Source organism: Streptomyces sp. SID13031 (assembly GCF_010548305.1).
In the GTDB taxonomy this organism is placed as follows: domain Bacteria; phylum Actinomycetota; class Actinomycetes; order Propionibacteriales; family Kribbellaceae; genus Kribbella.
This window is the reverse complement of record NZ_JAAGLV010000023.1, coordinates 1-20,373: the sequence shown is the minus strand read 5'-3', so window position 1 is coordinate 20,373 and position 20,373 is coordinate 1. Positions and strand designations below refer to the sequence as shown.

The following is a 20,373-nucleotide window of genomic DNA, read 5'->3' as shown; positions in this document are numbered from 1 at the left end:
CAGTCGCGCTATTCGAGGTAGAGACAGAACGGATGGCCGTCTGGGTCCAGCATCACCCGAACGCGCTCCTGCGGCTGGAACGCCGGTAGCTCGGCGCCGCAGTCGATCGCGTGCGCGACCGCCTGGTCGAGATCGTCCACCTCGAGGTCGAGGTGGAGCTGCATCTGCGGTTTGCCATGGCAACACCATGGCACCGAGAACCGACAGAAACCGCGGTTATTTCGTTTCGGCGTACGACGGGGAGAGCTCGCGGGCGAGCTGCTCGATGAAGAGGCCCACATCGGTGACGATGCCGCGAGCCTGGGCGGAGCCGCGGTCGGCGAGCTTGGTGACGGTGGCCGGGTTGATGTCCACGCAGGTCAGCGGGACGGACGCCGGCAAGATGTTGCCGGTGGCAACCGAGTGGAGCATGGTCGCGGCCATCAGGCAGTAGCCGACGCCCTCCAGCTCGGCGCGCATCGCGCGCTGGCCCGCGAGTACATCGGTGTAGACGTCCGGCAGCGGGCCGTCGTCGCGGACCGAGCCGACCAGGACGAACTTGTTGCCCTTCTTCACCAGCGCGTGCATCACGCCCGAGGTCAGTACGCCGGACTCGACCGCCGCCGCGATGGAGCCGGACTTGCGGATCGTGTTGATCGCGCGGATGTGGTGCTCGTGGCCGTGCTCCACACCGCGGCCGCGAGCCAGGTCGACGCCGAGCGACGTCCCGTACAGCGAGGACTCGATGTCGTGCGTCGCGAGCGCGTTGCCGGCGAACATGACGTCGACGAAACCCGCCTCGACGATCGCAACCATGGCCGGCGCGGCGCCGGTGTGCACGATGCCCGGGCCGCCGACCCAGAGCACCTTCAGCCCGGCCGCCTTCGCCTCGCGCATGCCGTCGGCGACCTGCTTGACGAGCACCCGCTGGGGTTTCTCGCTGGAGACCTCCGACTCCATGAAGCCGAAGGACTCCTCGGTGTGCGCGACGAGCGGGGGAGTGACCTTGACGCCCTGGGCGCTGGAGATGATCCGCATCCCGGCCTTCACCTCGGACATCGGGATGGTCCGGACGTCGGTGCCGTCGACGAGCAGCCCGCAGTCCATCTCGGGGTTGCGCACCGAGACCCAGCGGCCGTCCAGCCGAACGCTGGTGGGCAGGTTGGTGGTCGAGTAGAAGCCGTCGGGGAAGACGCCGTCCTGGAGTACCTCGGAGATCTCCGGCGTCCCGGGGTTGACCAGGTTCGCGCCCTTGGTCTGGATCCGCATCAGCAGCCGCTGGAGCGCTTCCTCGTCGTCGGCGCCGACGGTCATCCGCACGGTGGACGGGTCGTCCTTGTCGTAGCCGAGGTCGAACTTGTCCAGCGTGTACTCACCGCCGTACCCGCGGATGTCGTCGAGGACCCGGGACAGCAACCCGGTATCCATCAAGTGGCCGGTGATCTCGACCGTCTCGGTGACCTGCACGGGTGCCTCCCCTTTTTGGTCCCAGCTCGTCTCGTCGGATTGTCCGACAATCGGCAGCTTAACGGTTAGACGACGGCTCCATCGTCCGGGGTGTCTTCCGGGGGGAGCCGGTCCTTCATCCGGATCACCAGGGTGAGGAAGCCGCCGATGAAACCGACGACGGCGATCGTGGTGATCCGGCCGGTGCCGAAGTCGAGCAGCGCGGCGGCGATCAGCAGCAGCGGCCCGCCGATCAGCCCGAGCCAGGCGGCCCGGCTGATCCAGTCCAGCTTCGGGCCCTTCGGGGGCTCCGGTGGGACGAAATGCTCGTGGTGATCCTCGGCCCGCCGGGCCGGTGGCTCCTCCGGCGGCTCCTCGTCGGTGTCCCCGACGATCAAGCCGGCCGGTACGTCGATCAGCGGCTCGTAGGAACCCTCATCCACATCCTCGCTGGCCGGCCACCGCGGCACCGGAGTCGCGTCATGCCCCTCGGCCGCAGGCGCGTTGAACTGCTCCACCAACGACTTCCACTCGGCCTCCTCGCTACTGCGCCCGATCACCGCCCGGGCCCGCTCCTCGGAGTCCGCGGCGACGAAGATCTCGTCGAAGCCGACGGGGATCCGCGCGGGAACGGCTTCATCGGCCTTCGCGGGCGCCGGCGCCTCGGCAACCGCGGCGCTCTCCGAGTCGGAGCTCGCCTCCGCGGACTCGGTGTCCGATTCGGACGACTTCGCCGGTACCTCGGTCGCCGGTGTCGTCTCGTCGGGCTTGCCGCAGTAGGCGGCGATGCCGGCTTCGGCGAGGGCGGTGAGGACCGGCTCGGCGATCAGCGGGTCTATGCCGCCCATCGACGTGTAGGAGGACGCGGTCAGGCCGTTGTCACGCATCGGCGGCGATCCGCTCGATGAAGGCGGTGGAGTCGTCGAAGATGCGCGGTGCGTCGTTGTCCAGAGTGGCCACGTGATAGCTGTCCTCGAGCAGGGTCTCGGTCACGTCGCGGGACGAGATCGACGACAGGATCGCCCGGCCCGAGCTCGCTTCCACGACATGATCGACAGTACTGCGGAAAAGAAGCACCGGCTGCGTCACCTTGGCCAGATCCGCGCGGGTGACCGTCCACAGCTGGGACAGCGAGTAGAGGGCGCGCAGTGGCATCCGCGAGTAGGCGCCCTCGTCGACGCCCGTCTTCTTGATGTCGTTCGAGATCCCCGGGAACGACGGCACCAGCCGCTGCAGCACCGGCAGCAGCGCCAGCCGCTTGTCGTCGGTGCGCACGGACGGGTTGACCAGGATCACGCCGGAGATGTCGGCGCCGTGCTGTTCCGCGAGGCGCAGTACCAGGCAGCCGCCCATCGACAGGCCGGCCACGAAGACCCGGTCGTGCTCCTTGCGGAGGCGCTCGAGCTCGTCGTCCAGGACGGCGTACCAGTCCTGCCAGCGGGTGTTGTTCATCTCCTGCCAACGCGTACCGTGCCCGGGCAGCCGCGGTACGGCGACCCCGTACCCCTCGGTGGCCAGGTGCTCGCCGAACGGCCGCATCGAGCGCGGTGAGCCGGTGAATCCGTGACTCAGCAGCACCCCGGTCGCGGCGTTCGCACCGGATCCTGGGCTGCGGAACTCTTCCGCGTGAGCTTGCACTGGCACGGGTACTCCTCGACGGGTCGCATACATCCTGAGACGCCAATGGTCGCAGCCGCAGGGCCACCCGCCCACCCCGGCGCGGGTGTCGACCACGACCAGGCACCTCGCGGTGTCTGTCGTTCGGCGCTTCCGGCGCCCAGGCACGCACCTCGCGGCACTTGACCAGCGTCCACGATGCTCCGCATCGAGGACGCTGCTCAAGCACCGCGATGCACGCACCTGACCACCGCAATCGCTCGAACGACAGACACCGCGAGGTGCCGTGACCGACATCGCACCCAGTCTGCAATCACGACACAACACAGAGTGCAACCCGCCTATTCCTGGCGGTCACGTTGCTTGAGGAGGATGGTGGACCGTAGTGTCCTGCACCGGGTATCTGCCGAGTGACGGAGGTGAAGGCGTTGCTGTACTTGTTCCTCAGGCGGTTTTTCGTCGGACCGATTGCGAAGCTCCTCTTCCGTCCCAGGGTCGAGGGGCTGGAGAACATTCCCTCGACCGGGCCGGCGCTGCTGGTGAGCAACCACCTGGCGTTCACCGATTCGGTGTTCCTGCCGGTCGCGGTGCCCCGGCAGATCATCTTCCCGGCCAAGCAGGAGTACTTCACCCAGCCCGGGCTGAAGGGCCGGGTGATGGCGACCTTCTTCCGCTCGATCGGGCAGATCCCGATCGACCGCTCCGGTGGGCGCGCCTCGCTGGCCGCGCTGAACGCCGGGCTGGAGATCCTCGCCAAGGGTGAGCTGTTCGGCATCTACCCCGAGGGCACCCGCTCGCCCGACGGCCGGCTCTACAAGGGCAAGACCGGCGTGGCGCGGATGGCGATCGTGGCCGGCGTGCCGGTCATCCCGGTGGCGATGATCGACACCGAGAAGCTGAACCCGCCCGGTACGGTCTGGCCGAAGTTCCTGATCCGCGAGCCCGGCCGCCGGCTGCCCCGGCTGATCCGCCCCGGCGTGGCGATTGGCAAGCCGCTCGACTTCTCCCGGTACGAGGGGATGGAACGCGACCGTTTCGTCCTCCGCTCGGTCACCGACGAGATCATGTACGCGATGATGGAGCTGTCCGGCCAGGAGTACGTCGACATGTACGCCGAGAAGGCCAAGGAGCTCCTCAAGGCCGGCGAATCCATCGACGACCACATCAAGCCCCGCCTCGGCGACACCAAGGCCTCCTGACCAGGTTGTCGATGGAGAGCGAGCTGAACGTCCTCGGCGAGGACCTGCAGGAGTGCGGTACCGACCCCATCACCGGGTTCTTCCGGGATGGCTGCTGCAGCACCGGCCCGGAAGACCTCGGCAGCCACACCGTCTGCGCCGTGATGACGCCCGATTTCCTGGCCCACCAGGCCAGCGTCGGCAACGACCTGTCGACCCCGCGACCCGAGTTCAACTTCACCGGCCTCCGCCCAGGCGACCGCTGGTGCGTCGTGGCGGCCCGCTGGCTTCAGGCGTACCACGCCGGCGCGGCAGCGCCCGTAGTACTGGCCTCAACCCACGCCCGCTCTCTCGAAACCATCCCTCTGACCGTCCTTCGCGCCCACGCAGTCGACGTTCCACCGGACCTCAGCTCGCTCAGTTGAGACGGGGAGGCGGCGGCCAGGGGGCCTGGAATAGGCTGGCGCTATGCAATTTGCGACTTTGAGTGCGGGGGAAGTGCCCGGGGTTCCGACGCTGGAGGAGCTGCGGGCGCTGAAGCCGTTGCAGCAGCCCGAGTGGCCGGACCAGGTTGCGGTGGAGCAGGTGATCGGGCAGCTGAGGAAGTTGCCGCCGCTGGTCTTCGCCGGTGAGTGCGACGACCTGACCACCAAGATCGGCGCCGTCGCGCGCGGTGAGTCGTTCCTGCTGCAGGGCGGCGACTGCGCCGAGACGTTCGACGGGGTGACCGCCGAGAACATCCGGGCCAAGCTCCGGGTGCTGCTGCAGATGTCCGTCGTCCTCCAGTACGCCGCGAGCGTGCCGGTCGTCAAGGTCGGCCGGATCGCCGGGCAGTACGCCAAGCCGCGCAGCTCCGGCGACGAGACCCGCGACGGCGTGACGCTGCCGTCGTACCGGGGTGACGCGGTGAACGGGCTGGAGTTCACGTCCGAGTCGCGGATCCCGGACCCGCAGCGGTTGCGCGGTGTCTACAACGCGGCCGCCGCGACGCTGAACCTGACCCGCGCCTTCACCACCGGTGGGTACGCCGACCTGCACCAGGTGCACGCCTGGAACACCGACTTCGTGAAGTCCTCGCCGGTCGGGCAGCGCTACGAGCAGCTGGCCGGTGAGATCGAGCGGGCGCTCGCCTTCATGCGCGCCTGCGGGGCGACCGCCGACGAGTTCAAGACCGTCGACTTCTACGCCTCGCACGAGGCGCTCATCCTCGAGTACGAGCACGCCCTGACCCGGATCGACTCGCGCACCGATCAGCCGTACGACGTGTCCGGCCACCTGCTCTGGGTGGGGGAGCGGACCAGGCAGCTGGACGGCGCGCACGTGGAGTTCCTGTCGACCCTGAGCAACCCGCTCGGCGTGAAGATCGGCCCGACCACGACCCCGGAGTACATCCGGGCCTTGATCGACAAGCTGAACCCGAAGGGCATCGAGGGCCGGCTGACCTTCATCACCCGGATGGGCGCGGGCAAGATCCGCGCCGGGCTGCCGCCGCTGCTGGAGGCCGTCCGCGACCACGGCTCGCCGATCGCCTGGGTCTGCGACCCGATGCACGGCAACACCTACGAGACGCCGAACGGCTACAAGACGCGCAACTTCGACGACGTGATCGACGAGGTCCAGGGCTTCTTCGACGCGCACGAGCAGGTCGGCACCTGGCCGGGCGGGATGCACATCGAGCTCACCGGCGACGACGTGACCGAATGCCTCGGCGGTGGCGAGGAGCTGGTCGCCGAGGACCTGGTCAACCGGTACGAGACGGCCTGCGACCCGCGCCTCAACCGGCACCAGTCGCTCGAGCTCGCCTTCCTGGTCGCCGAGCGACTGCGGAGCGCCCGGGCATGAGCTGCCGCCCAGCCGTCGGCTCAGGAGCGGCCGCGTGATCGACCTCCGTTCTGACACCGTCACCCGGCCCTCGGCCGGGATGCTGGCGGCGATGACGTCAGCTCCCCTCGGAGACGATGTCTACGGCGAGGACCCGACGGTCACCGAGCTCGAGGAGACGGTCGCCGGCCTGCTCGGCCACGAGGCCGCCCTCTTCACGGTGTCGGGCTCGCTCGCCAACATCCTCGGCGTGCGGGCGCTCGCCGCACCCGGCACCGAGGTGCTCTGCGAGGCCAGCGCGCACATCGCGCGGGCGGAGCTGGGCGCGCACGCAGCGGTCAGCGGGATCACCACACGGACGTGGAGCGCGCCGGGCGGCCAGATCGACCTGGAGCAGATCCGCGCCCTGATCGCCCCCGACCTCGGCCCGTACTTCGTCCAGACGGCCGCCGTCTCGGTCGAGAACACCCACAACTTCGGTGGCGGCGCCATCCAGACCGGGTACGACGCACTCGCCGACGAGCTGGACTCGATCGGGCTGCCGCTCCACCTCGACGGAGCGCGACTGTGGAACGCGTCGGTGGCATCCGGCGTACCGATGGCGGCCTACGCGTCTCGCGCAGCGGCCGCGAGCGTGTGCCTGTCGAAGGGTCTGGGTGCGCCCATCGGATCGGTCCTGGTCGGCTCGACCGAGCTCGTGAAGGAGGCTCGAGTCTGGCGCAAGCGATTGGGTGCGGGCTGGCGTCAGGCCGGCGTACTGGCTGGGGCCGGCCTCTACGCGATCCACAACAACGTCGAGCGTCTCGCCGAGGACCATGCGCACGCCCGCCAGATCGCCGAGATCCTCGCCGACGCGGCGCCCGGGTCGGTCAAGCCGGACCAGGTGGACACGAACATCGTCGTCGCCGACCTGGCCGCCACCGGCAAGACGGTCGCGGAGGTCGTCGCCGGCGCAAAGGCCGAAGGCGTCCTGGTTGGTGGAGTAGGCGCGACGCAGCTTCGCCTGGTCACTCATCTGGACGCGTCGGCGACGGACTGCCGCCGGGCGGCCGAAGTGGTCGCCGCGCTGTTGCACTGATGGCTGTTCGCAAGATTGCGGGCGGCACCTGCCGCCCGCAGATGGTTGCCTGGCGGCAGGTAGGCTCACGTTGTCGGGTCACAGTGTTCGGGGAGAGCCGTGCGAGAGATCGTCGTGTTCAGCGGAAGTGCCCATTCCAGCCTTGCCAAGCAGATCTGTGCCGACCTCGGCGTAGATCTGTCGCCGGTGGAGATCCACCGGTTCAGCAATGACTGCCTACAGGTTCAGTTGCAGGTGAACTGCCGCCAGCGGGATGTGTACATCGTCCAGCCGCTGGTTCCGCCGACCCAGGAGCACCTGATGGAGCTGCTCCTGATGATCGACGCGGCTCGAGGTGCGTCGGCCGCGCAGATCACCGCGGTGATGCCGCACTACGCCTATGCGCGCTCGGACAAGAAGGACGCCTCCCGGATCTCGATCGGCGGCCGATTGGTGGCCGACCTGCTCGTCGCGGCCGGCGTCGACCGGGTGCTGACGATGACTCTGCACGCTCCGCAGGTGCACGGGTTCTTCTCGGTGCCGGTCGACCACCTGACCGCGATCGGTGTCCTGGCCGAGCACTTCCGCGGTACGGACCTCAGCAACACCATCGTGGTCAGCCCCGACCTGGGCAACGCGAAGACCGCGAGCCAGTTCGCGCGGCTGCTCGGGTTGCCGGTGGCCGCGGGCAGCAAGCAGCGGCTGTCCGACGACCGGGTGGTGATCGACGCGATCGTCGGTGACGTGGCCGGCAAGAAGGCGATCGTGCTGGACGACGAGATCGCCACCGGTGGGTCGATCATCGAGCTGCTCGACCGGCTGAAGGATCTCGGCTGCACGCAGGCGGCCGTGGCGACGACGCACGGCCTGTTCGCCGGCAAGGCGGTCGAGCGGCTGCGGTCCCACCCGTCGATCACCGAGGTGATCAGCACTGACACCGTGCCGCGGCCCGACGGATTCCCCGAGCTGCAGGTCAGCTCGGTCTCGGGCCTGTTCGCCGAGGCCATCAAGCGCATCCATGAGGGCGAGTCGGTCAGCAGCCTCTTCGACGGCGTCGACCCGACCCACGCCCCGCCGCAACCCAAGTTGCCCTTCTAGAGATCGATCCGCATGACGTAGCGGCGCAACGTCGGGTGGCTGACTTCCTTGAAGCCGGCCTCCTCGAAGACGCTGAAATGCCCGACATGCAGCTCGCCCCAGGGCACGTCCTTGCCGGCCGCAGGCAGCATCGGATACCCCTCCAGCGCCCGCGCGCCACGCTCGCGAGCGAAGCTGATGGTCGCCCTGGCCATCCCGTAGCTGACGCCGCGCCGTCGGTACCCGAGCCGGGTCACGAAGCAGGTGACGACCCAGACCGAGTCGTCGTCCTTGTCCTCGGTCCGCCCCTTCCACGGCACCGGCGTACGACCCAGGAATCGCGGGTACGAGGTCCGCGGCTCGACCGCGCACCACCCGACCGGCTCGCCATCGAGATAGGCCACCAGCCCGCTCGTCTGCCGGGCTTTCGGGTTGTCGCAGTTGGTCTGCTCGCGCATCAACCCGGCGCGCTCCGGCTCGGTCGTCACCGACCACATCCACCCGCGCGTCTTGAACCGCTGGCAGTGGCACTGCCCGGCGTCGCTCTCACCCAAGACCGCCTGGAGGTCCTCCCAGGACGCCTCGTTGGCCGGGCGGAAGGTCAGCTTGTCCTCGACCGACTCGCTCACCGCGGCGGATCCTCTCCGGTCAGCCCGTCGATCGACTCCCGGATCAGGTCCGCGTGCCCGGCATGGCGGCCGTACTCCTCGATCATGTCGATCAGGATCCGCCGCAGGCTGGGCGACTCTCCACGAGAGGTCTTGTACTGCGCCAACTGATCCAGCCCGCCGTGGTCGAGCACCCCGGCCACAGCCGTCCGTGAGCGCTCGGTGGCGTCCTGCCAGAGCCCGTAGAGCTGCTCAGGTGTGTCATTCGCAGCCGAGTGCCACTCCCATTCCGGGTCGGCGTCCCAGTCCACGGCGTCCCAGGGCGCTCCCAGTTCCACACCGAGCAGTCGACGGGTGAAGTACTCGTCCTCGCACAGCGCCAGATGTTTCACCAGCCCGCCCAGCGTCATGGTCGACGGCGCGTGGGCGGCCCGGAGCCCGGCGGAGTCCAGGCCGCCGCACTTCCAGACGAAGATCGCGCGTTGCCGCTCCAAAGAGCCGAGCATCGTCTCGAGCTCGGTGCCCGCGATCGGGGCCTCGCGGGGAAGGTTGTACTCGTCCATGCTCTAGACGGTAATGTCCAATGCGGACGTTCTGCTTCCGGGAATGTGGGTTTACTGTGATCGTGGAAGAACTGAGCCCGACGGCGAAGGCGTTGCTGGCGCTCGAACTGATCCAGGACAGCCCCGGTATCACCGGCGACCGGCTCGGGCTGAAGCTCGGCGTCACGGACCGAGCCGCCCGGCGGTACGTCGGCATCCTGCGCGAGGCCGGCATCCCGATCGAGTCCACCCCGGGCCGGTACGGCGGCTATCGCGTCGGCCGTGGTTTCCGCCTGCCGCCGCTGATGTTCTCGACCGCCGAGGCGCTCGGCCTGATGATGGCCGCGCTGGAAGGGCATCACCGCGCCTCCGACCCCGAGGACCCGGCAGGGAGCGCTCTCGACAAGATCATCCGGGTACTACCGAAGCCGGTCGCCGAGCCGGCCGAGTCGATGCGCCGAATCATCACCCCACGCCAGGCAGCCGAAGGCACCTACCCCGACCCCGAGACGACCGCAGCACTCGTCCAAGCCTGTACTGCGGGCCGCCGGCTGCGCATCGGGTATCGCAGGGGAGACCGCGACCCGGTGACGATGGACGTCGACCCGTGGGCGGTCTCCGTGCGCCACGGCCTCTGGTATCTGCTCTGCTGGTCACACACCAAGGACGCCCAGCGGGTCCTTCGCGTCGACCGCGTCACCACGACCGAGTTGCTGGCCGACACCTTCGCCCCACCCGAGGACCTCGACCCGGTCACCGCCATCCAGGACCATTTCGGCCAGGGCTGGCGGTACGCCGTCGAGGTGGTGATCGACGCCCCACTCGCCGAGATCGCGCTCGCCCGCAACCTCGGCCGGCTCGAGCCGATCGACGAGACGCATACCCGGATCATCGGTAGTACCGATGATCCGGACTGGTATGCCTACCGCCTCGCCTCGCTCAACGTGACCTACTCGGTGATCGAGCCACCGGAGCTACGCCAGGCACTCAGTGTCCTCGGCCTGCGCATCCTCAAGGCCGCCGAGGGCTAGCCTGCGCAGGCCAGTGAAGGAGCGCGGCGAGCAGTTTCAGCATCGGCAGGTCCTCACGATCGGTGAACGGGCGGGTACACCGAGTCGCGCTCACCGTAAAAGCAAATGTTGGTTGCTGCAAGATGCCGTGCAGAAATGTCGGAATGCCGACTCAGGACACTAACCGAGTTCGAGTGTCGTGGTCGCGAAGATTCCGGCCTGGTCGACCTCCGGCGGCGGCCCGCCGGCGTACATCCGGGCGCACTCGAAGGTCGGCGAGAGCCCGAACCGCTCGGCCAGTTTCACCGCTGGCGCATTGATGTCCGGTACGTCGATCGCGACCTCCTCACCGGGCTTCGTCAGCCCGGCCAGTACGGCGGAGGCGATCTCGTCCGATGAGGCGTAGAGCGGGCCGATGCGCGCGCCGGAGTCGGTCGGCCGCAGTACGCCGAAGCCCGCGAGCTTGCCGTCCTTGATAGCCGCCAGTGAGCGGTGGTCGGGCAGATTCACCCAGAGCGAGAGGAAGGCGTCGCGTTCTGCCGGGAAGAAACGACGGTCGTAGTCGGCCAGTTGCCGGAACGGGACCGACCGCGCATCGACCAACTCGATCCCCGTCGACGCCTGGGTCGCGGGGACGCCGGCGTACCGGATGTGGTTCAGCACTCGCTGGAAGCCCGATTTGCGGTAGTTGTCCTGCTGATCGACGACCCCGTCGAGCCCGACCGTCCGCCCGGCGAGGTGTTCCATCACCGCGTGCCAGAGCTGGATGCCGTAGCCCTGGCCGCGGACCTCCGGGCGAGCGATGTAGAACCCGAGGAAGCCGTAGCCGCTGCCGTAGCGCACGCCCGAACAGCAGGCGATCGGCTCACCGTCCAGCCGGCCGATCAGGAAACCCGAGGGGTCGGTCGCGCCGAAGGCGAGCATGTCAGACCGCCCTGGGTCCCATCCTTCGTCGCTAGCCCAATGCCGCATGGTCTGCAGGTCTGCCGTACTCGCCGCCGAGATCCCCAGGTCGCTCATGCAGCGAGCCTATTTCACCCTTCGCAACACACCCTGTGCAGCCACTCCGGCTCATGCCACCAGTACTCCGGATCGTGGGCGTGCGCCTGCTCCCGGGTGAGCGGTTGCGGCGAGTTGCTCGTGGCAACCATCGCGGGTGCGGTCTGCTTCGTGGTGAAGGGCGCGAGGAGTTGGTCGACCGTATGGAGCTTGCCGGCCACCATCACCTGCTGGACCGCAGCCGCATGGGCGATGTTCGCGAGTGGATTGCCTCGTACGAACGACAGGTCCGCTTGGGCGCCGGATTGGATGACGCCCAGCTTGTTCTCCACCGCGAGCCACTTCGCCGGGTTCCGGGTCGCGGTCGTCAGGGCCTCGTACGGCGTGAAGCCGCCCGCGACCATCGAGCGCAGGTTGGCGTGCAGCGAGATGCCGATGTTGTCCAGCGGTGAGTCCGTGCCCGAGATCACCAGGCCGCCGCCTCGATGGATCCGCAACACCATGTCGACGTTGCCTTTGAGCAGGGCTCGGGTTGTCACGCCGGCCGGTCCCGCGGCCGTGTTGACCTTCGCCTGCAACGCGGCGTACTCCCAGGTCGGGTACAGCGTCGTCGTCCGGCGGTCGGTGACCAGCGACGGATCGTCCACGTGCGCCATCGTCGAGTTGAACAGCGTGGGCGTGACGGAGAGCCCGGCCTTGGCGAAGAGGGTGACGACGTCGGCGTAGGCACGGCCGAGCCGGCTGACGGTGTGCGAGTAGCCCAGCCGGTTGGTCGCACCGGTGTGCTCCATGCCGTCCATGCCGAGGTGCTCGGCGGGGTACAGGTAGTGCGACGACAGCTGCAGTCCGAGCTGATGAACGGCGGCGATCACCCGACGCTGGTACTCGATCGGCAATCGCACGTAGGTCTTCACCAGGTCGTAGGCGAGCCCTTCGACCCGGTCGAGCTCCAGACCGAGCTGCCGCACCGAGAGCGTCGGGCGCATGAAGTTGTAGAAGATCCGCGATCCGTCGATCGCCTCACCCGTGGCGAAATAGCGCGGCCCGGTCAGCGAACCGTGCGAGAGCGCTTCCCGAGTCTCCTGCATCTGGTAGGCGGGGTCGCCGGGAGAGCGCGTACTCGTGATCCCGTAGGACAGCCAGAGGTTGCCCTGCCGCGCGCCCCAGGCGCGTCCCCGCAGATGCCAGTGGATGTGTGCGTCGATCAGTCCGGGCATCACGGTCAGCCCGCTCGCGTCGAGATCCGCCTTGCCCTGATGCGGCCGGACCGCGGCGATCTTCGACCCGTCGACGACCACATCGACGTCGTGCCGGAGTTCTTTCGCTCGCCCGTCCCAGAGCGCGCCGGCGTGGATGGTGAGGTGTTGGCTGATGGTGGCCCGTTGCCACTGCAGGTCGAGCTTGACTGTCTGCGGTCGCGATCCACGCAAGTCTGTACGTCTTACCTGGCCGTTGTGGAGGTAGAGCAACGTCTGGTCGCCTTGCCAGACAGGGGAGTCGGTCGCCTCCGAGGTGATCGCCCGGGGCTCGGCCGTGAAGCGACCACGGCGATCCACCGGTACGACGTACAGGAGACTCTCGACGACGAAAGCCAGCCACTTGCCGTTGGGGGAGAAGGCCGGCCCGTCGTCGCCGCGGGTGGCGAGCGAGCGGAACGGCATCGGCTCGACGTACTCGAGTGCGGTGGTCGCGACATCGACGTACAGGAGCTGGCTGGTGCCTTCGCGGAAGCGCTTCGAGAACGGCTTGACCGCGCCGAGCACGATCGTGCTGCCGTCGGCGGCCCAGCTCACCCGGCCCGGCTGGAAGAGCGTCGGGGTGAGCTGGCGGACCTCGCCCGAGCTGAGGTCGAGAACCCAGGCGATGCCGTCCTGATCCTGGTAGGCGATCTGCCGGCCGTCGGGGGAGAACCGGGGCGCGGTCTGGGCCCCGGGCAACGATGAGAGCTTGCTGTCGGCACCGGTCGCGAGGTCGTGCAGCCAGAGATCGGCGGTGCCGTCGCGATCGCTTGCGTAGAGCAACGTCTTGCCGTCGGGAGAGAAGTCGGGATCCGAGTTGAAGTAGCCGTCGGCAACGAGCTTCCGTGGTTGCCCACGGCCACTGGACTCCGCGAGCCACAAGGCGTTGAGGGCCCGGAAGGCGAGCCAGCGGCCGTCGGGTGAGACGGTCGGGCAGGCGATACCGAGCACGGGCTTGCGCTTGGTCGACTCGAGGTCCGGCGACTTCGGTCGCGGCCGTCGGGCGGTCACCGGCACGACTGCCGTGAAGGCGACGACGGTGTCCGCGTTGCCTTTGAGCTTCCGCACGAGTCCGTCGGCTGTGTAGAAGATCTCTCCGGCGGAATCCCACGACGGCGGTAAGGCGAAGACATCTTTCCCGCTCGTCACGGCCTGCTCACCGATCACCAGGTCGCTGGCGGGCCCGGTCAACCGCACATACGCAAGCTGCCCGCTGGGCGAATAGGCCGGCCCGTAGAGGCTGGTGCCAGTCTGCGCCGGCACTGCGGTGCGGCGTTGTCCGGTGGTCAGGTCGAGCTCGATGATCGACAGCGCATCGACGGTGAAGGCGATCTTCTTGCCGTCGGGGGAGTAGACCGGCTCGGCCTCTTCGCTCGGGTCGTCGGTGAGCGCGACGATGGCGCCAGTGGCGAGGTTGAGGCGATGGATGCCGTAGCTGCCGCTGCCGCCGCGATCCGACGAGAACACCACTGACTTCCCGTCCGGTGACACGGCCGGCTCGCGGTGGTCGAGCCACCCGGTGGTCAGTTGCCGAAGTCCAGACCCATCGGGACGGACAGACCACAGATGGAAGTTGCCGTCCCGATAGGACTGGAAGACGATGGCCGACCCGTCCGGCGACCATCGTGGCCGGGTTGCATCCTGCAGATCGTCGGTGAGCCGCCGCGACCGTCCACCGGCCGCCGGCGTCACCCAGATGGCGGTCACCAGATCGAACGCGATCCACTGCCCGTCGGGTGACACGGCCACCATGAAGTTGGTGCCCTCGGTGAGCACCGCCTGTCCGCTGGTACTGATCGGCGCATCGGCGCTGCTCGGCTCGGCGGCCGCAGTGACTGGCAGGGCGCCGGCCACCGCCACTCCGCCGGTCAGTTGCAGCGCCCGGCGCCGCGACACACTCCAGATGCCAGGATCCTCAGAGTTCACAGCGAATTCCAATCCCTCGGGGCGGTGGGACGCCTTCGAATCTGCCAGCCCCTTCGTCACCTGTCGCCCGCACCGGCGTGTCGTCAGGCTCTCCGTGCATAGCGACAGGAAGTAGTGCCGGCCAGCTGGCCGGCGGCTGCCTACCCGAGCGTGGCTGCGCTCCGAATGACCGGCTACTTCCTGTCGCTGTGTACAGGAGCCCCTATCGTCAGCGGCATGAAATCTGTGGCGGGAGTCCGGGCGGGTGTTGCAGCTGTGGTCTGTGTGGTCATTGCTCTGGTGGCGGCGCTCGCTGTGGACGGCCGGCTTGATCGGCACTGGATTCTGCGGGGGCTCACGCTGGTGCTCGCGCTGGGGTGTGCGGCGGTGTTGTGGAACGGCGACGGGCGGAAGGCGCGGCCGATCATCGCGGTGGTGGGGATGGCGATGTTCGGGCTGGTGTTTCCGCTCAGCTCGACCAGTTGGTCCCAGCCGCCGGAGATCGAGTTCGCGCTCGCGGTCGCGGACGATGCGAAGGCTGCCGCGCAGAAACAGGCGAGCAGCGCCGTCACCGTGGCCGACGTGAAGGCGGCAGCGGAAGCGCGAGGCGGTGCGATCGGCTCCCTCAAAACCGACCGCAGCCCCACCGTTCGCGGTGCCGATGCCTACCCGTTGATCGTCCGCGCCAAGGCGGCCCAGGGTCGCCCCTGGGCCTGCCTCAGCTTCGAGTACGGCCTGAACGCCAAGGTGCGTTCTTGCTGATCAGCTCAGCTAGGCGGACGGGATAGCTGTTGCGGCGTCGTACCAGGTGGTGAGGTCGGTGGTGCTGGGGGCGAGCTGGAGGTGCTGGGCGATCTTGACCAGCTCGGCTCGGCCGACAGTTCCGCTGAAGCTCTGGATGGTGACGGCCATGCCGCGGCCCTCCATCCTGATCGTGGCGCTCTTCGGGTTGGCGGCGCTGGGGACTGGCCCCAGGAGGTAGTTGTCGGGGTTGAAGCCCGCGCTGCTGTCGAGGTACCAGGCGTTGACCCCGTTGATCGACAGATTGGGCTTGCTGGTGCCGTGGCGCCCCAGCAGGTTCCAGAACTTGCTCGCGTCGTAGCGAATCGACACGTCGTCGCCCGGCTTGGGGTTCCACCTGGACAGAGCCTGGGCCGTCGGCCGGTGCCCCGTCGCGGGGTCGCCGTCGGACAGCAGGGTGTAGAAGATCTCCTTCGATTCCGCGATCCCGTCCGCCGGCCTCGTAGCGGTGATCTGATTCGGCTTCATCCCGGCCGGCAGATAGCCGATCTTGTACGGCGACGCGAGCCGCCCGCCGGTCGATATGGTCCGGGCGATCTCCATCGCTTGGGGGAGGTCGACCTTCCAGGGGGTGCCGAACTTGGGGGTTTGTCGAGTACCGCCTTCGAGCTGGGTCTCGCAGGTGACAAGCGCCCAGAGACCACGAGCGGGTTGCCAGGCCACGGTCTTCAGCGGATAGGCCGGGTACGCCGGCTGCATGCTGCTGTTCGGCAAAGGAACGAGCACCTTGTCCTTGGCCGACGTGATCACCCGGCCTTTCGCGCCGTTGATGTCCACCGTCGGGCTGTCGGCCGGAATCGTCGCCGGATCGAAGTCGCCGTTGCGATGCGCGGTGACCAGACAGCTCGCCGGCCATGGCTGGACGGTCCTGAAGAGCTCCCAGACCTGGCGGTTCGCGGTGTTGATGCGAGGGTTGATCGTCATCGACTTCGGCGCAGTTACCGTGATCCACGGTGCCCAGGCCGAGCCGGTGAACAGCTCGCCCGCTTGCTCTGGGCTCTTCAGGTGCGAGACGAGGAGCGGCCCGCCGATGGCTGCCGCGGCGGTGGCCAGGACCGTGGCCAGGACGAGCGGCGTGCGATTCCGGCGTACCGGCCTGGTCCGGGGCTCGGCTGTCAGCGACGCCAGGATGTCGTCGGCGGCCGGCGCCGAGTCGGCCAGGTGGTCGAAGGCGGCGTGGAGGTCTTCCTCAGTGCGCATGGGTTACTCCGGTGTTCTGAAACGATCGGGTGGCCTCGAGTTCGATCCGCAGGGCGGCCAGGGCGCGCGACGCGTAGGCGCGGACCGAGCTGGCCGAGCAGCCGAGCGTCTCGGCGATCTCTGCGTCGGACATGCCGCCGAAGTACCGCAGTACCAGTACTGCGCGTTGCCGGCGGGGGAGTTTGGCGAGCTCGGTGATCAGCTCGTCACGGTCGGCCTGCTGGTCGGCGTGATCGGCGACCGGCTCGGCCGGGAAGATCTCCGGCCGCGGCACCATCCGCGACCACTTGCGGCGCCAGGACAGGTACTCGTTGACCACCATCTTGTGGAGATAGGCATCGGGATTGGTGGCCGAGCCGATCCGGTCCCAGTGCCGATGCGCCTTGATCGCGACGTCCTGTACTACGTCGCCCGCGAGATCGCTGGTTCCGCACAGGACGGTCGCGAACCGGAGCAGCTTGGGCAGCCCCACCCGGGCCCATTCGTCGAACGTCACGCCATCTCCTCATCGTGGCCGGTGGACCGGCCTGCACTACTAAAGACTGTGCTCGGGGTCGATCTGCTGTCCCAACGTCTGAGAAATCGATTTCCAATCCTCGTGGAGAGCGGTTCCGGAACCTAGGCTCGGGCGTATGACACTTCCGAATCTGTCCGGGATCAGTGCGGTTGCCGACGTTCAGAGCCGCTCCATCAGCGCCGAGAACCCGACCGGCGAGCCTGGGCAGGGCGGGCGGCGGACCGAGGGGACCGGGGCCAACGCCGCTCGTGATCTCGGGGTCGGGTGGAAGGTCTCGCCGTCGATCGAGATCGCCGAGGGGGAGACCGTGACGCTCGCGGACATCGCCGGGCCGGGCTGCATCACGCACATCTGGCTCACCACCCACGGCGACAACTGGCGTCGCTGGTCCTGCGCGGCCACTGGGACGGCGACGAGTCCCCGGCGATCGAGGCGCCGGTGGGGGACTTCTTCTGCTCGGGCTGGGGGCGGTTCGCCCAGGTCAACTCGCTGCCGGTCGCGGTGAACCCCAATGGCGGCTTCAACTGCTATTGGGAGATGCCGTTCCGTTCGCAGGCGCAGTTGACGCTGGAGAACACGCACGACTCGGCGGTGGTCGTCTACTTCCAGGTGGACTACTGGCTCGGCGCGGTCGCGGAGGGCTCGGCGTACCTGCACACGCAGTGGCGCCGGAGCAATCCGCTGCCGTCTCAGACTGTCCACACGCTGCTCGACGGGGTGGAGGGGCCGGGCCACTACGTGGGCACCTACTTGGCGTGGGGTGTGAACAGCACGGGTTGGTGGGGTGAGGGGGAGGTCAAGTTCTCCGTGGACGATGACGATGAGTTCCCGACCATTTGTGGGACGGGGACCGAGGACTACTTCGGTGGAGCGTGGAACTTCGATCTCGGTGAGGATCGTGGTGGGTACACGGAGTTCAGCACGCCGTATCTCGGGATGCCGCAGGTGATTCGGCCTGATGGTCGACGCATGACGTGATGGAGATTTGCTGAGTGCCTTGGTGCTACGGGACTGGGAGCGGGTGGTCGAGTGCCGAGGCGGTGAGGACGACCAGTGCTGTGGTCCAGGCGAGTGGCGCTTCGCCGGCGGGCTTGAGGTCGCGGTTGACCTTCTCCGGCAGCGAGCCGGTGGCGGTGCGATGTGCGTCGAGCCAGGCGAGCAGCTCCTCCGCCGTACTGCGGTCGCCGCGGGCGGCGGCGCTCAGCGCGAACAGGGCGGTCTGTGGAGTCCAGGAGACTCCGTCGGCGCGCCATTGCTCGCCAGGGGTGACGCCGCCGTTGGGCTGGGTCAGCACGTTGCGGGTGCGCTCGATCGCCTTCGTCACGATCTCGCGGGCGGGTGCGAAGGGCGGGCCGAGGATCGTGACGATCGCGTCCGCGCCGCCTTCGAGGGCGACTGGTTCGACTCCGGGTTCGACGAAGCTGACGGCCTCGGCGGGGGTGCGTGGGTAGCTGGGCCCGAATTTGCGATCGGTTGCCGCTGACAACCTTTCGAGGGCGTCCCGCCAGTGCGCGACCTGGGTGCTGCGATCGAGTTCGGTCGCGATCGCCAGGCCGGCTCGGAGGCCGGTGAGGAGTGGAGCGATGGTGCCCAGGGTGACTTTGGCTTCGGGGCGTTCCCAGTAGTCGGGAGAGGCGGCCGGCAGGTCGTCCTCGCCGAGCTCGGCGACGATCTGGTCGCCGGATTCCTTCACCATCGGCCAGTACTTCGTGAGGGTGGTGCTGCTCTGCGGTTTCGATTGCGTCTCGGCGCAGAACCACGTTGCCCAGAGCACCCAGCCGGAGCCGTCGAGTTGGGGCTCGCGGCCGTCCTGGGGCTCGCCGCCATCCGGAGCGGAGTACCGGGCCGCCCATCGGCCGGCGGACGGCCTTATCGTGTTGAGGAATCCGAGTACTTTGTCGGCTTCGGCGTACTGGCCGACGGAGCAGCGTGCGGCGGCCACGAATGACGCGTCGCGTGGCCAGACGAAACGCCAGGGGCCGTTCCAGCCGGCCAGGGTCGCGCCGTCGGGGAGGGTGAGTGCGTCGAGGTCGAGGAGTGCATCGCGGATCAGCTCGGGGCGGGCGAGGTCTGCCGAGCTGTCGGGTGCCTCCAGCGCGACCGGGCCTGCCCGGCCGGTGATGCCCTCGGCAACTAGTTGCGGTTGCGGGTTGCGGTCGAGATTGGCCGCGGTACCGGCGGCCAGGACGGCGAGCAGGAGCACGATGACGGCGTACGGGAACCACCGGACGCGCTTTGCGTTGTCGTCCCGCATCTCACCCTTCCTCTTGCCCGAGGTGCCTATTGCCCGAGGTGCTGGACCTCGGCCTCGAACTTGCGTCGTGGTGCCAGCTCGACCAGGTACATCGCCGACATCACCAGTGCGCCGCCGATCAGCATCCGGCCGGTGACGCTCTCCGTTCCGAAGGTTACGGCGAACGCGGACGCGAACACCGGCTCCATCGTCATCGCGATCGCCGCCCGGGTCGGGGTGAGGTGCGCCTGGGCCCAGGTCTGCACGATCAGCGCGACCGCCCCCGCGATCAGCGCCATGTAGACCACTGCGATCCAGTCTCCCGTACCGCTGGGCAGGGAGAAGCCGCCGGGGATGGCGCCGATGCCACAGACGGCGGTGATCGCGACCATCTGCAACGCGGACAGCCCGAAGGCGTTCGAGGGTGTCGACCAGGCGCCGAGGCCGATGATGTGGAGTGCGTAGAGGCCGGCGGAGGCGAGCGTGAGGAGCTCACCTGTACCCATCGTGAACCCGCGCAGCGAGAGCACGCCGAGTCCGATGGTGGCGAGCACCACGGCGACCCAGGCCCACCGGCCGATCTTGTGCCGCAGGATGACGGCTGCGAGCAACGGGGTGAAAACGACGTACATCCCGGTGACGAAGCCGGAGACGCTGGCCGACGTGTGCCTGAGCCCCTCGGTCTGCACGAGCTGCGCAACGCCGTACATGATGCCGAGGGCAACACCCCGCCCCCGATCCAGCCTGCTGAGCTTGGAGATCGCCGGCGGATGAATCGCGATCAGCGCCAGCGCGGCGATCGCGAACCGCAACGCCAGGTAGTCGGCGACATCCATCCTGGTGAGCAGGTCCTTGGTCAGAAAAAACGTGGACCCCCAAGCCGCCGCCACCGCAAGCAACGCCAACACAGCAACACGCGACCGATTCACGGCCAAAGCCTCTCAGACCCCTGACACTCCCCAGAAATCGCCCGCCACCCCGTCAGGGGAGGTAGGGAAGTGTGGGCGGTGAGCTGTGGAGCTGCATCATGATCTGGCGTGCGGTCTCGGCGGGATCGAGTACCTCGTCGGATCCCTCTGGAGTTCGGAAGATGAGGCTGAGGATGACGGTGGCGACCCTGGCGGTGAACGCGATGTGCAGGTCGT

At 68.3% G+C, this 20,373-nt stretch carries 21 protein-coding genes; 8 read left to right on the top strand and 13 right to left on the bottom strand.

The annotated features are described in order from the left end of the window. Nucleotides 1–8: 8 nt before the first annotated feature. From G3I17_RS34060 to G3I17_RS34045, 4 genes are all read right to left on the bottom strand, one after another. Complete coding sequence (locus G3I17_RS34060) at nucleotides 9–281, bottom strand: VOC family protein (RefSeq protein WP_164602432.1); 273 nt, start codon at nucleotides 279–281, stop codon at nucleotides 9–11. Continuing rightward, nucleotides 217–1,446 (bottom strand): TIGR00300 family protein, encoded by a 1,230-nt coding sequence (locus G3I17_RS34055; RefSeq protein WP_164602430.1) that lies wholly within the window; start codon nucleotides 1,444–1,446, stop codon nucleotides 217–219. The genes G3I17_RS34060 and G3I17_RS34055 overlap by 65 nt, the downstream gene beginning before the upstream one ends. A 65-nt stretch (nucleotides 1,447–1,511) precedes the next feature. Further along, nucleotides 1,512–2,312 carry a hypothetical protein gene (locus G3I17_RS34050; RefSeq protein ID WP_164602428.1) on the bottom strand — a complete coding sequence of 267 codons (801 nt, stop codon included), beginning with the start codon at nucleotides 2,310–2,312 and terminating at the stop codon, nucleotides 1,512–1,514. Beyond that, complete coding sequence (locus G3I17_RS34045) at nucleotides 2,305–3,069, bottom strand: alpha/beta fold hydrolase (RefSeq protein ID WP_343238517.1); 765 nt, start codon at nucleotides 3,067–3,069, stop codon at nucleotides 2,305–2,307. The genes G3I17_RS34050 and G3I17_RS34045 overlap by 8 nt, the downstream gene beginning before the upstream one ends. A 392-nt stretch (nucleotides 3,070–3,461) precedes the next feature. Between G3I17_RS34045 and G3I17_RS34040 the strand changes: the two genes are divergently transcribed. The 5 genes from G3I17_RS34040 to G3I17_RS34020 all read left to right on the top strand — a co-directional run bounded on the left by G3I17_RS34040 (nucleotide 3,462) and on the right by G3I17_RS34020 (nucleotide 8,196). Further along, complete coding sequence (locus G3I17_RS34040) at nucleotides 3,462–4,241, top strand: lysophospholipid acyltransferase family protein (protein ID WP_343238526.1); 780 nt, start codon at nucleotides 3,462–3,464, stop codon at nucleotides 4,239–4,241. 11 nt (nucleotides 4,242–4,252) lie between these two features. After that, entirely contained in the window at nucleotides 4,253–4,645 is a 393-nt protein-coding gene (locus G3I17_RS34035) for a DUF2237 domain-containing protein (RefSeq protein ID WP_164602426.1), read from the top strand. 43 nt (nucleotides 4,646–4,688) lie between these two features. Beyond that, nucleotides 4,689–6,062, top strand: a complete 1,374-nt coding sequence (locus G3I17_RS34030; RefSeq protein ID WP_203591149.1) for a 3-deoxy-7-phosphoheptulonate synthase class II — start codon at nucleotides 4,689–4,691, stop codon at nucleotides 6,060–6,062. 34 nt (nucleotides 6,063–6,096) lie between these two features. Beyond that, complete coding sequence (locus G3I17_RS34025; RefSeq protein WP_164602424.1) at nucleotides 6,097–7,119, top strand: GntG family PLP-dependent aldolase; 1,023 nt, start codon at nucleotides 6,097–6,099, stop codon at nucleotides 7,117–7,119. A gap of 99 nt (nucleotides 7,120–7,218) precedes the next feature. After that, the gene (locus G3I17_RS34020) at nucleotides 7,219–8,196 is read left to right on the top strand and encodes a ribose-phosphate pyrophosphokinase (RefSeq protein ID WP_164602422.1); all 978 of its coding nucleotides are present in this window, start codon (nucleotides 7,219–7,221) and stop codon (nucleotides 8,194–8,196) included. Here the strand turns inward: G3I17_RS34020 and G3I17_RS34015 are convergent. Beyond that, the gene (locus tag G3I17_RS34015) at nucleotides 8,193–8,804 is read right to left on the bottom strand and encodes a GNAT family N-acetyltransferase (protein ID WP_164602419.1); all 612 of its coding nucleotides are present in this window, start codon (nucleotides 8,802–8,804) and stop codon (nucleotides 8,193–8,195) included. The genes G3I17_RS34020 and G3I17_RS34015 overlap by 4 nt on opposite strands. Then, on the bottom strand, nucleotides 8,801–9,346 hold the full coding sequence (locus tag G3I17_RS34010; RefSeq protein ID WP_164602417.1) for a DinB family protein: 546 nt from the start codon (nucleotides 9,344–9,346) through the stop codon (nucleotides 8,801–8,803). The genes G3I17_RS34015 and G3I17_RS34010 overlap by 4 nt, the downstream gene beginning before the upstream one ends. A 62-nt stretch (nucleotides 9,347–9,408) precedes the next feature. Here G3I17_RS34010 and G3I17_RS34005 point away from each other — a divergent pair, with 62 nt between their 5' ends. After that, on the top strand, nucleotides 9,409–10,356 hold the full coding sequence (locus G3I17_RS34005) for a WYL domain-containing protein (RefSeq protein WP_164602415.1): 948 nt from the start codon (nucleotides 9,409–9,411) through the stop codon (nucleotides 10,354–10,356). Nucleotides 10,357–10,515: 159 nt separating this feature from the next. On the opposite strand, the gene G3I17_RS34000 is transcribed toward G3I17_RS34005, so the two are convergent. Together G3I17_RS34000 and G3I17_RS42350 are read right to left on the bottom strand one after the other, a co-directional pair. Beyond that, the gene (locus G3I17_RS34000; RefSeq protein ID WP_164602413.1) at nucleotides 10,516–11,355 is read right to left on the bottom strand and encodes a GNAT family N-acetyltransferase; all 840 of its coding nucleotides are present in this window, start codon (nucleotides 11,353–11,355) and stop codon (nucleotides 10,516–10,518) included. 14 nt (nucleotides 11,356–11,369) lie between these two features. Beyond that, nucleotides 11,370–14,498, bottom strand: a complete 3,129-nt coding sequence (locus G3I17_RS42350) for a DPP IV N-terminal domain-containing protein (protein ID WP_203591148.1) — start codon at nucleotides 14,496–14,498, stop codon at nucleotides 11,370–11,372. 216 nt (nucleotides 14,499–14,714) lie between these two features. Here G3I17_RS42350 and G3I17_RS33990 point away from each other — a divergent pair, with 216 nt between their 5' ends. After that, nucleotides 14,715–15,239, top strand: a complete 525-nt coding sequence (locus G3I17_RS33990) for a hypothetical protein (RefSeq protein ID WP_164602411.1) — start codon at nucleotides 14,715–14,717, stop codon at nucleotides 15,237–15,239. A 9-nt stretch (nucleotides 15,240–15,248) separates the two neighbouring features. On the opposite strand, the gene G3I17_RS33985 is transcribed toward G3I17_RS33990, so the two are convergent. From G3I17_RS33985 to G3I17_RS41290, 3 genes are all read right to left on the bottom strand, one after another. Beyond that, nucleotides 15,249–16,478 carry a hypothetical protein gene (locus tag G3I17_RS33985; RefSeq protein WP_164602409.1) on the bottom strand — a complete coding sequence of 410 codons (1,230 nt, stop codon included), beginning with the start codon at nucleotides 16,476–16,478 and terminating at the stop codon, nucleotides 15,249–15,251. Then, on the bottom strand, nucleotides 16,468–16,974 hold the full coding sequence (locus G3I17_RS33980) for a SigE family RNA polymerase sigma factor (RefSeq protein WP_164602407.1): 507 nt from the start codon (nucleotides 16,972–16,974) through the stop codon (nucleotides 16,468–16,470). Before G3I17_RS33980 ends, G3I17_RS33985 begins: the two co-directional genes overlap by 11 nt. A gap of 180 nt (nucleotides 16,975–17,154) precedes the next feature. Continuing rightward, nucleotides 17,155–17,346: a hypothetical protein gene (locus G3I17_RS41290; RefSeq protein ID WP_239063228.1), complete on the bottom strand. Its 192-nt coding sequence runs from the start codon at nucleotides 17,344–17,346 to the stop codon at nucleotides 17,155–17,157. Nucleotides 17,347–17,433: 87 nt separating this feature from the next. Between G3I17_RS41290 and G3I17_RS33975 the strand changes: the two genes are divergently transcribed. Beyond that, the gene (locus tag G3I17_RS33975) at nucleotides 17,434–17,973 is read left to right on the top strand and encodes a glycoside hydrolase family 172 protein (protein ID WP_343238516.1); all 540 of its coding nucleotides are present in this window, start codon (nucleotides 17,434–17,436) and stop codon (nucleotides 17,971–17,973) included. 25 nt (nucleotides 17,974–17,998) lie between these two features. On the opposite strand, the gene G3I17_RS33970 is transcribed toward G3I17_RS33975, so the two are convergent. Next, a complete protein-coding gene (locus G3I17_RS33970) occupies nucleotides 17,999–19,249 on the bottom strand; it encodes a glucoamylase (protein WP_164602405.1) in 1,251 nt (416 codons plus the stop codon). A gap of 26 nt (nucleotides 19,250–19,275) precedes the next feature. Beyond that, entirely contained in the window at nucleotides 19,276–20,157 is an 882-nt protein-coding gene (locus G3I17_RS33965) for a DMT family transporter (protein WP_203591147.1), read from the bottom strand. Between the last annotated feature and the right edge of the window lie 216 nt (nucleotides 20,158–20,373).